Annotated in this window: 9 protein-coding genes; 6 read left to right on the plus strand and 3 right to left on the minus strand. The window is 71.6% G+C overall.

The window, feature by feature from the left end; translation table 11 throughout:
* Positions 1–8 precede the first annotated feature (8 nt).
* Positions 9–1,406: a CitMHS family transporter gene (locus CCL05_RS01985; protein ID WP_086558729.1), complete on the minus strand. Its 1,398-nt coding sequence runs from the start codon at positions 1,404–1,406 to the stop codon at positions 9–11.
* Between the two features lie 167 nt (positions 1,407–1,573).
* On the opposite strand from CCL05_RS01985, the gene CCL05_RS01990 reads away from it, so the two are divergent.
* The 6 genes from CCL05_RS01990 to CCL05_RS02015 all read left to right on the plus strand — a co-directional run bounded on the left by CCL05_RS01990 (position 1,574) and on the right by CCL05_RS02015 (position 8,590).
* Positions 1,574–2,497, plus strand: coding sequence for a LysR family transcriptional regulator (locus CCL05_RS01990; protein ID WP_086558730.1), 924 nt, complete (start codon positions 1,574–1,576; stop codon positions 2,495–2,497).
* 140 nt (positions 2,498–2,637) lie between these two features.
* Complete coding sequence (locus CCL05_RS01995) at positions 2,638–3,843, plus strand: CaiB/BaiF CoA transferase family protein (protein ID WP_086558738.1); 1,206 nt, start codon at positions 2,638–2,640, stop codon at positions 3,841–3,843.
* The gene (locus tag CCL05_RS02000; RefSeq protein ID WP_086558731.1) at positions 3,833–4,786 is read left to right on the plus strand and encodes an HpcH/HpaI aldolase/citrate lyase family protein; all 954 of its coding nucleotides are present in this window, start codon (positions 3,833–3,835) and stop codon (positions 4,784–4,786) included. The genes CCL05_RS01995 and CCL05_RS02000 overlap by 11 nt, the downstream gene beginning before the upstream one ends.
* Positions 4,787–4,963: 177 nt before the next feature.
* Positions 4,964–5,401, plus strand: a complete 438-nt coding sequence (locus CCL05_RS02005) for a Fur family transcriptional regulator (RefSeq protein ID WP_086558732.1) — start codon at positions 4,964–4,966, stop codon at positions 5,399–5,401.
* A 51-nt stretch (positions 5,402–5,452) separates the two neighbouring features.
* Positions 5,453–7,678, plus strand: coding sequence for a catalase/peroxidase HPI (gene katG, locus CCL05_RS02010; RefSeq protein WP_086558733.1), 2,226 nt, complete (start codon positions 5,453–5,455; stop codon positions 7,676–7,678).
* Between the two features lie 174 nt (positions 7,679–7,852).
* Positions 7,853–8,590, plus strand: a complete 738-nt coding sequence (locus tag CCL05_RS02015; RefSeq protein WP_086558734.1) for a carbonic anhydrase — start codon at positions 7,853–7,855, stop codon at positions 8,588–8,590.
* Between the two features lie 45 nt (positions 8,591–8,635).
* Here the strand turns inward: CCL05_RS02015 and CCL05_RS02020 are convergent, their stop codons facing one another.
* Both CCL05_RS02020 and CCL05_RS02025 read right to left on the minus strand, forming a co-directional pair.
* A complete protein-coding gene (locus tag CCL05_RS02020; protein ID WP_086558735.1) occupies positions 8,636–10,057 on the minus strand; it encodes a Tat pathway signal sequence domain protein in 1,422 nt (473 codons plus the stop codon).
* Between the two features lie 115 nt (positions 10,058–10,172).
* On the minus strand, positions 10,173–10,912 hold a 740-nt coding region (locus tag CCL05_RS02025), incomplete at its 5' end, for a VanW family protein (protein WP_167409493.1).

The raw sequence follows: 10,912 nt of genomic DNA on the forward strand, positions 1-10,912 counted from the left end.
ATCCTCCGTCAGAGGGAGAGGGCGCCGGTCAGGACGGCACCGGCGGTCATCACGAGCGTGGTGGCGAAGGCCCAGCGGAAGATGAAGCGCTGGTGCTCGCCGAGCTGGACGCCGCTCATGCCGACCAGGATGAACGTGGCGGCGGTGAGCGGGCTGAGGGGGAAGCCCGTCGTCATCTGGCCGAGGACGGCGGCCCGGGCGACCTCGGCCGGGTCGGTGCCGAAGCCGTGCGCCGTCTCGGCGAGGACGGGCAGGACACCGAAGTAGTAGGCGTCCGGGGTGAAGACCAGACTCAACGGCATGCCCGTGACGGCCACGAGGACCGGCAGATGCCCGCCGAGGGAGTCCGGTATCACCGACACGAGCGCCTCGGCCATGTCGTCGATCATCCCGCTCCCGGTGAGGACCCCCGTGAACACACCGGCCGCGAAGATCATGGTGGTCACGAGGACGACGTTCTTCGCGTGCCGGTCGAGCAGCGCCTGCTGCTGTTCCCACGTCGGGTGGTTGACCAGCAGTGCCACCGCGAACCCGAGGACGAACAGCACCGGCAGCGGCATGACCTCCAGGATCAGCGCCACGACGAGCACGACGGTCAGCATCAGGTTGAAGAGGGTCAGCCAGCGCGGCGCGGGCGCCGCGACCCGGACGGCACCGGGGCCGTCTCCGGGCGCGGGGGCCGTCGCGGGAACGGGCTCGTCTCCGGGCGCGGGGGCCGTCGCGGGAACCGGCCCGGCACCGGACGCGGCAACCGGCTCGCCGGCGGCGGGCTTCTCGCCCGGCCCGGTGAGGGCGCCGAGCCGCCGCCGCTCCCTGCGGCCGATCAGCCAGGACGCCACCAGGACCCACGCGATCCCGAATCCCATCGCGGGCAGCACGGGGGTGAAGACGTCCGAACTCTCCAGCTTCAGCGCCGCCATGGCCCGTACCGTCGGCCCGCCCCAGGGAATCATGTTCATCACGCCCGCCGCCAGGCAGACGACCCCGGACAGCACCAGCGGACTCATGCCCAGCTTCCGGTAGACGGGCAGCAGCGCGGAGACGGTGATGAGGAACGTGGAGGCCCCGTCGCCGTCCAGGGCCACGCACAGCGTGAGGACGGCCGTGGCGACGGTGACGCGCAGGGGATCACCCTTGGCCAGCCGCAGCAGACCGCGGATCAGCGGATCGAACAGGCCCGCGTCGACCATGAGGCTGAAGTACAGCACGGCGAAGGCGATCATGATGCCGGTCGGTGCCACCTTCGACAGCCCGTCGAGCACCATGCCGCCCAGCTCGCCCGCGAACCCGCCCGCCAGCGCCGCGAGCACCGGAAGCACCACCAGCGCGACCAGTACCGAGACCCGTTTCGTCATGGTGAGCAACAGGAACAGGGCGATCGTGGCGAAGCCCAGGGCTGCCGGCATGGTGGCGCTCGCTTTCTCGGGTCGCGGTCCCCGTCGGCGGGAGAGCGGGGCGTACGGGGATAGCCGAGAGTGTCCGAGCGCCGGATGATCCCTGTCCAGCATCAAACCGGCATCTGTCCATGCGGTCTCCGCATCAATCGGCCCGCTCTGACGTACGCTTCCCGGCCATGGATGCCACCCTGCGTCAACTCACGGCATACGCGGCCGTCGCCCGGGCGACGAGTTTCACCGCGGCGGCCGCCCGGTTGGGCGTCTCGCAGTCGTCCCTCAGCCGTGCGGTCGCCGACCTGGAGCGGCAGGTCGGCGCCCAGTTGCTCGAACGCGACACGCGCAACGTGCAGTTGACAGCGGCCGGCGCCGAGGCGCTGCGGATCGCCGAGCAGATCCTCAGCGCCCACCGGGCCGGGATGAAGGAACTGGACCGCTTCCTGCTCGGCGAGTCCGGCACCGTCGCCGTCGCCACCCTGCCCTCCGTCGCGGCGGTGCTGCTTCCGCAGGTCATCTCCGGTTTCCGCACCGACCGGCCGCGCGTGGCCGTACGCCTGCTCGACGGCCTGGAACGGGCCGTGCTGAACCGGGTCCTGTCCGGCGACGCGGACTTCGCCATCACCACGGTCGGCGTGCCGCCCGAGCGGCTGGAGCACCGCCCGCTGGTGCGTGACCGTTTCGTCGCGGTCCTGCGCGAGGACCATCCGCTCGCCGCCCGCGACGAGGTCGGCTGGGCGGACCTGGCCCTCGAGCCGTTCCTCGCCGTCGGACGGGACTCGAGCGTGCGGCGGCTGACGGACGCCGCGTTCGGCCAGGTCGACGCGCACGCCGTACCGGCGGCGGAGGCCGGCAGTGTCGCCACGGTGGGCGGACTGGTCGCCGCCGGACTCGGCGTGAGCGCGCTGCCCGCCCTGGTGCTGCCCCTGCTGGGCACCGGGCCCTTCGTGTTCCGGCCGCTCGTCGACCCGGTGGTCGACCGGCGCCTCGACATCGCCCTGCGCGCCCGCCGCACCCTCCCGCGCGTCACCGAGCACTTCCTGGAGACGCTCGAGGACTTCCGCGCCCAGGGCAGGGACCTGCCGCCGGGAGTCTCCTGGGCCTGAGCCACGGGCCGGGAAACTCCATTCATGCACCCAGCGCATGGATTGATGGTCTTCTTTTGCTGGACAGGCATTTCTGCACCTCGGCAGTCTGAAGAACCGACCAGCTGAACCGAGGGGACGCATCCGTGCCGGACAAGGACATGCCGAACGCCACCGGACAGGGGCAGTTGCGCGGGCTGAAAGTGGTCGAGTTCGCTCATGTGGTGGCCGGGCCGCTCGCGGGTTCGATGCTCGCCGACCAGGGCGCGGACGTGGTCCACGTCGAACCCCCGGGCGCCGGTGATGCCGCCCGCGCGATGGGGCCCCGGCGCGACGGCGTTCCCCTGTGGTTCAAGGTGGCCGCCCGCAACAAGCGTTCCGTCACGCTCGACCTGCACCACGAGGCGGGCCGCGCGGTCGCCCACCGGCTCGTCGCCTGGGCGGACGTCGTCATCGTGACCCTGCGCGCCGGACGCCTGCGCCGCTGGGGGCTCGACTGGGAGTCCGTGCACCGGATCAACCCGAAGGCCGTCCTGCTCCAGATCTCCGGCTTCGGCGCCACCTCCAGCCAGGCCGACGCCCCCGGCTTCGGCAAGATGGGCGAGGCCCGCAGCGGCGTCGTCCACCTGACCGGCTCCCCGGACGGGCCGCCCGTCCACACCGGCTTCTCGCACGGCGACGCCGTGACCGGCCTGATGGGTGCCTACGCCGTCCTCGCCGCCCTCCACCGGCGCGACCACGACCCCGGTTTCGACGGCGAGTGGATCGACCTCGCCCTGTTCGAGCCGCTGTTCCGGCTCGTCGAGTGGCAGGTCATCGTCCACGACCAGCTGGGCACCGTGCCGCAGCGCTCCGGCAACCAGCTGGCGGTCGCGCCCGCCGCCGTGATCAACACCTACCGCTCGCGCGACGAGCAGTGGATCACCGTGACGTCCGCGACCCTGCGCTCGGTGCGCAACGTGGCCCGGCTGCTGGGCCTGCCGGAGGAGGAGTTCGCCACCTCGGAGCAACAGCACGCGAGGCGCGGGGAGTTGGACGACGGACTGCGGGCGTGGGTGGCCGACCGTACGGCCGCCGAGTGCCTGGAGGCCTTCGCCCGCGCCGAGGTGGTGGCCTCCCGGGTGTTCGACGCGGCCGACATCGCCGCCGACCCGGTCTACGCCGAGCGCGGCGACATCGTCACCGTGGCCGACCCCGACCTGGGAGACGTCCGCATGCAGGCGGTCATCCCGCACTTCCGGCAACGCCCCGGCCGCGTCTGGCGCACCGGGCCGGCGCTCGGCCAGGACAACGACCTGGTGTACCGGGACTGGCTCGGACTGAGCGACCAGGAACTGGCCGAACTGGAGAAGAACGATGTCGTCTGAGCCCCACGGCGCGACAAGAGCCCGCAGCGCGACCACGCCCGGCACCACGAGCACCCCCCGGCCCCCGCTCCGCTCCCTCCTCTTCGTCCCCGGCCTCCGTACGGACTGGCTGCCCAAGGCGCGCGCGGCCGGTGCCGACGCCGTCGTGCTCGATCTGGAGGACGCGGTCCCGGCACCCGACAAGCCGCTCGCCCGCGCCCGGGTGGCCGAGGCCCTGGCCAAGGCCGCCGCGCAACCCGACGGCGGCATGGCCCTGTTCGTCCGGGTCAACCCGCTCGACGCCTGGGCCGGCGCCGAGGAACTGCGTGCCGTCGTGCGCCCCGGACTGGCCGGGGTGGTCCTGCCCAAGGTGCACACCGCCGCCGACGTACGGCTCGCGGACCGTCTCATCGGCTGGTGCGAACACGAGCACGGCCTGCCGGCCGGCACGACGGCCCTCGTGCCGCTGCTGGAGTCGGCCCGCGCCCTGCACGACGCCTACGACATCGCCGCCGCGGCCCCCCGGGTGGCACACGTCGGCGCCCTGACCGCACCCGGCGGCGACGTGGAACGCGCCGTCGGCTACCGCTGGAGTCCTCAGGGCACCGAGACCCTGGCCCTGCGCTCCCGCGTCCTGCTCGACGTCCGCGCCGCCGGAGCGCCCGGCCCGGTGACCGGGTTGTGGACGGACATCACCGACCTGACGGGCCTGCGCGCCTTCGCCGAGCAGAACCGCGCCCTCGGTTACGAGGGGATGATGGCCATCCACCCGACCCACGTCCCCGTGATCAACGAGGTCTTCGCCCCCACCCCCGAAGAGCTGGACCGCTGCGCACGCCTCGTCGCAGCCGTGGAAGCGGCCCAGCGCGACGGCGTCGGCGCCCTCACCTTCGAGGGCCGGATGGTCGACGAGGCCATGGCCGAAACCGCACGGGCGGTGCTGGCGCGACACGGACACGGCTGACACCATCCCGCCAGCCGCGAAGCGCGATCATCGGTACTGTGACCGAGCTCACATGGTGTCAACTGGGGCGCCATGCCAAGCCGTACCCGCGTCACACCCGGCCGCACCCGCTCGACACCAAAATTGAACCGTTCGTTTTATTGAATCATTCGTGTTTATGCGGCTAGGTTGTTCGCCATGACCGCATCCCGGAACCCCACCGCCGCCGACGAACTGCGCGGCGCCGGCCTGAGGGTGACGGCCGCCCGCGTCGCACTGCTCCAGGCCGTGCGGGAGGGCGACCACCTCGGCGCCGAGGCGATCGCCTCCGAGGTACGCGGCCGCGTCGGCCACATCTCCGTCCAAGCCGTGTACGAGGGGCTCCACGCACTCACCGCGGCGGGACTCATACGCCGCCTCGACCCACCCGGCAGCCCGGCCCTGTACGAGGGACGGGTCGGCGACAACCACCACCACCTCGTGTGCCGGTCCTGCGGGACCGTCGCCGACGTCGACTGCGCGGTGGGCCACGCCCCCTGCCTGACCGCGTCCGACGACCGCGGCTTCGCCGTCGACGAGGCCGAGGTCATCTACTGGGGCCTGTGCCCCGCCTGCTCCACCGCCCGCAGTTCCTGAGCGATGTGATCCACCCGAGCACCGTGTTCCACCCCGTCCGGAAGGATTTCCATGACTGAGAACCACGACGCGATCGTCACCGACGCGAAGCAGGAGGAGACGAGCGGCGGCTGCCCCGTGGCGCACGGCCGCGCCCTGCACCCCACCCAGGGTGGCGGCAACCGTCAGTGGTGGCCGGAGCGCCTCAACCTGAAGATCCTTGCCAAGAACCCCGAGGTGGCCAACCCGCTCGGTGAGGAGTTCGACTACGCCGAGGCGTTCCAGGCCCTCGACCTCGCGGCCGTGAAGCAGGACATCGCCGAGGTGCTGACCACCTCGCAGGACTGGTGGCCGGCCGACTTCGGCAACTACGGCCCCCTGATGGTCCGTATGGCCTGGCACAGCGCGGGCACCTACCGCATCAGCGACGGCCGCGGCGGCGCCGGCGCCGGCCAGCAGCGCTTCGCCCCGCTCAACAGCTGGCCGGACAACGGCAACCTCGACAAGGCCCGCCGTCTGCTGTGGCCGGTCAAGAAGAAGTACGGCCAGTCCATCTCCTGGGCCGACCTCCTGATCCTCACCGGCAACGTCGCCCTGGAGCAGATGGGCTTCGAGACCTTCGGCTTCGCCGGCGGCCGCGAGGACGTCTGGGAGCCAGAGGAGGACGTGTACTGGGGCCCCGAGACCACCTGGCTCGACGACAAGCGCTACACCGGCGACCGCGAGCTGGAGAACCCGCTCGGCGCCGTCCAGATGGGCCTCATCTACGTCAACCCCGAGGGCCCGAACGGCAACCCGGACCCGCTCGCCGCGGCCCGCGACATCCGTGAGACGTTCCGCCGCATGGCGATGAACGACGAGGAGACCGTCGCCCTGATCGCCGGTGGCCACACCTTCGGCAAGACCCACGGCGCCGGCCCGGCCGACCACGTCGGCGCCGACCCCGAGGCCGCCTCCATGGAGGAGCAGGGCCTGGGCTGGCGGAGCACCTACGGCACGGGCAAGGGCGGGGACGCCATCACCTCCGGCCTGGAGGTCACCTGGACCTCGACGCCGACCCAGTGGAGCAACGGCTTCTTCAAGAACCTCTTCGAGTTCGAGTACGAGCTGGAGCAGAGCCCGGCCGGCGCCAACCAGTGGGTGGCGAAGGACGCCCCGGAGATCGTTCCGGACGCGCACGACTCCTCGAAGAAGCACCGCCCGAAGATGCTCACCACGGACCTGGCGCTGCGCTTCGACCCGATCTACGAGCCCATCTCCCGCCGGTTCTACGAGAACCCGGAGGAGTTCGCGGACGCCTTCGCCCGCGCCTGGTTCAAGCTGACCCACCGTGACATGGGCCCGAAGTCGCTGTACCTCGGCCCGGAGGTCCCGCAGGAGACCCTGATCTGGCAGGACCCGCTGCCCGAGGCCGAGGGCGAGCCCATCGACGGCGGGGACATCGCGACCCTCAAGACGAAGCTCCTCGAGTCGGGCCTGTCCGTCTCGCAGCTGGTGACGACCGCCTGGGCCTCGGCCTCCACCTTCCGCGGCAGCGACAAGCGCGGCGGTGCCAACGGCGCCCGCATCCGCCTGGAGCCGCAGCGCGGCTGGGAGGTCAACGAGCCCGACGAGCTGGCCCAGGTGCTGCGCGTCCTGGAGAACATCCAGCAGGAGTTCAACGCCGGCGCCGGCACCAAGAAGGTCTCCCTGGCCGACCTGATCGTCCTCGGCGGCACCGCCGCCGTCGAGAAGGCCGCCAAGGAAGCAGGCTTCCAGGTGGAGGTCCCCTTCACGCCGGGCCGTGTGGACGCGACGGAGGAGCACACCGACGCCGAGTCCTTCGAGGCGCTCGAGCCGACCGCCGACGGGTTCCGCAACTACCACGGCAAGGGCAACCGCCTGCCGGCCGAGTACCTGCTGCTCGACCGGGCGAACCTGCTCACCCTGAGCGCCCCCGAGATGACCGTCCTGGTCGGCGGCCTGCGGGTGCTGGGCGCCAACCACCAGCAGTCCCAGCTCGGCGCCTTCACCACGACGCCCGGCTCGCTGACCAACGACTTCTTCGTCAACCTGCTCGACCTGGGCACGACGTGGAAGGCGACCTCCGAGGACCAGACCACGTTCGAGGGCCGCGACGCCGCCACCGGCGAGGTCAAGTGGGCCGGCAGCCGCGCCGACCTGGTCTTCGGCTCGAACTCCGAGCTGCGGGCGCTCGCCGAGGTCTACGCGAGCGACGACGCGAAGGAGAAGTTCGTGAAGGACTTCGTCGCCGCGTGGGTCAAGGTCATGAACCTGGACCGGTTCGACCTGGTCTGACCGGTCTGATCACCTCCGCATGACAGCACGCCCGGGCCGGGAGGCCCGGGCGTGCTGCTGGTTGCCTGAGGGACCGTCAAAAGGCGTTCAAAGTAAGAACATCACTTACCCAACTCACACCATGAAACGGCAAGGGCCGCGGTCGGGCGCGCGGTCGGGCATACGTTCTGGGCCGTGAACTCACATGCCACAGCCCACAGAGCCGCCGGCACCGTCCGCCGCACTCTTCTGCGCACCGCGCTGACCGGGGCCGCCGCCCTCGGCGCGGGCCTCACAGCCGCCCGCCCGGCCACCGCCGCCCCGAGCGCGCCCGGCACCGGACCGCGGCCGAGCACCCCTCAGGAGGCCCTCGCGGAACTGGCCGCGGGCAACCGCCGCTGGCGCGCCTTCCGCGAACGCCACCCGCACGAAACTCCGGCGACCCGGCGGGAGTTGACCACCGCCCAGCACCCCTTCGCGGTCGTGCTCGGCTGCATCGACTCCCGCGTGCCCCCGGAGCTGGTCTTCGACCAGGGGCTGGGCGACCTGATGACCGTCCGCACCGCCGGGGAGGTCCTGGACGAGGCCGTGCTCGGCAGCGTCGCCTACGGCGTCCTGGAACTGGGCATACCGCTGGTCGTGGTGCTCGGGCACCAATCGTGCGGCGCGGTGCGTGCCGCGGTCGAGGCGGAGCAGTCCGGCGGGCACCTGCCCGCCCACATCCAGTACCTCGCCGACCAGATACGCCCGGCCATAGACCACAGCACGGAAGGGGACGCGCGGATCGACGCCACGGTCGACGCCAATGTCCGCCTGGTCCGCTCCCGGCTGGCCGAGGAGCCCGACCTCGCCGCCAAGGTGAGCACCGGCGAGCTGGCGATCGTCGGTGCCCGTTACGAACTGACCAGCCAAGCGGTCCACCGCGTCGGTTGAGGGCAGCCCGGCCCGCTGTACGCCCCAGCGGGCCGGGCCCGCCTGTCACGCCCGCAGCGGATTGAAGCGCGCCGCCGCCATCAGGTACCAGGCCGTCGCACCCGTGTGCCGGTACGGGTAGTAGCCGAAGCCGAACCCGGTGTCCAGCGGACTGCTCGCGGACACCACCCCGGCCCGCTCGGGCAGCGCCTGGCCGCCGATGGTCTGACCGCCGCCCAGCAGGTCCTGAGCCTGCTCGGCCGAGGCGAGCAGCCGCCGGGCACGCGCCTCGTCACCCCGCTTGCCGCGGTCCCGCAGAGCGAGCGCGAGATGAGCCGTCCCCTCGAACCACACACCGTTGCGGTCGGGCTTGGGCTGGCCCTCCGCGATCGGCGCGTCCTCGTTCGTCACCAGGCTCGCGGAACTGAAGGTGACGCCCTCGTACGACTGGCCCCGGGGCACCGTACTGTTCGTACGGCCCGCGTGATCCAGGACGGCCAGCTCCGCCACGGCCCAGTCCAGCGAACGGGCGTACGCGCCCGTGCGGAAGCCGAGCGCGAGATGGGTCCAGGTCTGGGTGTCCTCCGGGACCGGGGACGTGTTGACGGTCACTCCGTCGTTGGTGCCGGTGTAGAAGAAACCCCCGGCCGGCTCCCACATCCGGCGCACGAAGGCCTCGGCCCGCGCCCGCCGCCGCAGCCACACCCTGTCGCCGGTCAGCCGGGCGAGCCGGCCGAAGAGGCACACCAGGTCGGTGTTGTGCTCCGTCGACGTGAACGGCAGCCGCTGATTCGCCCCGTCGACCCCGAACTTGTAGCCGCCGAGCGGTTCGTCGGTGCGGCCGGTCCGCTCGATCCACTCGCCGATCCGTACGGCACCGGTGCGGAAACGCCCCGCCCCCGTACGGAGGGTCAGGGCGCTCAGCGCGATGCCCGCCCAGGCCATGTCGCCCACCGCCGTGCCGGTGAAGCCGAACTGCGTACCGACGTTGGCCGTGCCGTCCGCCCGGACGAAGCCGTCGGGCTGCGGCGTGCCGTCGTAGAAGGTGTACGGCCCGACGTTGTAGGCCTGCCGGAGCCTGCCGTCGTCGTACGCCGGGTCATGTGTCTGCGCGTAGAGCAGGGCGTCGCCCAACGCCGTCGCCCTGGCCAGGCTTTCCTGCCTCCGGGCCGCGAGCAGGGCCAGGATCGCCAGGGCGTTGTCGTAGGTGAACGCGGTGCTGAAGAGGCCGGCCTGGTCGGTGTAGCTCTGGGCCAGGCGGACGCGTCCGTGGTCGGGATAGGCGTCCATGGCGGCAGCGAGGAAGGCGCGCCCCCGGGCCGGGGCGGACAGCGGGCCGGTGCCGTCCGGAGCAGAAGCGGCGGCACCGTGCGAACCGGCTGCCAGGGCCTGCCCGGAGCCCGCTGCGGCCAACCCCGCGGCCGTGATGCCGAGGCCGGCACCGATGAGCGAACGCCGGCTCGGCGCCGGGCCTTGTCTGCCAGTCATGGATCTCCTGTGAGAGCGCTCTCAGTACTGGGCGCTCATTGTGCTGGGGCCCTGCGGACGGGTCAACGCCCCAGCGGAAAAGGAGAGTTCCAGGGGAAGGCGAACGGCGGGTGTCTCACTCGCACACGATCTCGTCACGCGGCGCGTAGTGCGTACGGAACGGCTCCCGCCGCACTTCCCGCCCGTCGTTGTAGAAGACCCGCTCCACGGTGACGTCGAACCCTTCGAGCGGCGTCTGCGGCACGCACTCCTTGTCGTGGCTCACCTTCTTCTCGGGCTGCTTCACCTCGGTGCGCGGGCCCTTGACCGACTTGATCTCGTCGTACTTCCGGGTGCCGAGGAACGAGACGGTCACGGACGTGTCCGTGGACTCGGCCTGGATGTAGATCGCCTTGCCGGAGTCGTTGGAGAACCGCAGGTCCAGGCTGCCCCAGGCGACCGTCGCCTCGCGACCCTCCGGGTAGCGCTCGATGTAGAAGGAGTGCGCGCCGTGCTCCACGGGCTTGACCCCGGCGAAGAACAGCGCGTTGTACAGGGTGGTCGCCACGGACGAGACACCGCCGCCCGACGCCTTCGTGAACTGGTTGTCGAGGATGATGATGCCCTCGACGAAGCCGTTGGCCTCGGTGCGCTCGCCGACGGTCCGGTTGAAGCTCCACGTCGCGCCCGGCCTGACCAGGGAGCCGTTGATCAGTTCCACGGCCCGGCCGATGTTCTTCGTGCGGTACTCCGCCGGTTCGAAGTGGACGGTGAAGGAGGACATCTTCTCCGTCAGCCCCAGCGCGGCGGCGTTCTCACGGGTGATCTCGGGCTGGGTCCGCTTCACGGCCACCTCGCCGCCGCGGTCCGCGCCCG

The organism is Streptomyces africanus (assembly GCF_002150735.1).
Lineage (GTDB): Bacteria > Actinomycetota > Actinomycetes > Streptomycetales > Streptomycetaceae > Streptomyces > Streptomyces africanus.

What these genes read in the sequence shown, in the direction of transcription:
- CCL05_RS01990 (WP_086558730.1), top strand. Translation starts at nt 1,574, where the DNA reads ATGGATGCCACCCTGCGTCAACTCACGGCATACGCGGCCGTCGCCCGG.
- CCL05_RS01995 (WP_086558738.1), top strand. Translation starts at nt 2,638, where the DNA reads ATGCCGAACGCCACCGGACAGGGGCAGTTGCGCGGGCTGAAAGTGGTC.
- CCL05_RS02005 (WP_086558732.1), top strand. Translation starts at nt 4,964, where the DNA reads ATGACCGCATCCCGGAACCCCACCGCCGCCGACGAACTGCGCGGCGCC.
- CCL05_RS02000 (WP_086558731.1), top strand. Translation starts at nt 3,833, where the DNA reads ATGTCGTCTGAGCCCCACGGCGCGACAAGAGCCCGCAGCGCGACCACG.
- CCL05_RS02020 (WP_086558735.1), bottom strand. Translation starts at nt 10,057, where the DNA reads ATGACTGGCAGACAAGGCCCGGCGCCGAGCCGGCGTTCGCTCATCGGT.
- CCL05_RS01985 (WP_086558729.1), bottom strand. Translation starts at nt 1,406, where the DNA reads ATGCCGGCAGCCCTGGGCTTCGCCACGATCGCCCTGTTCCTGTTGCTC.
- katG (WP_086558733.1), top strand. Translation starts at nt 5,453, where the DNA reads ATGACTGAGAACCACGACGCGATCGTCACCGACGCGAAGCAGGAGGAG.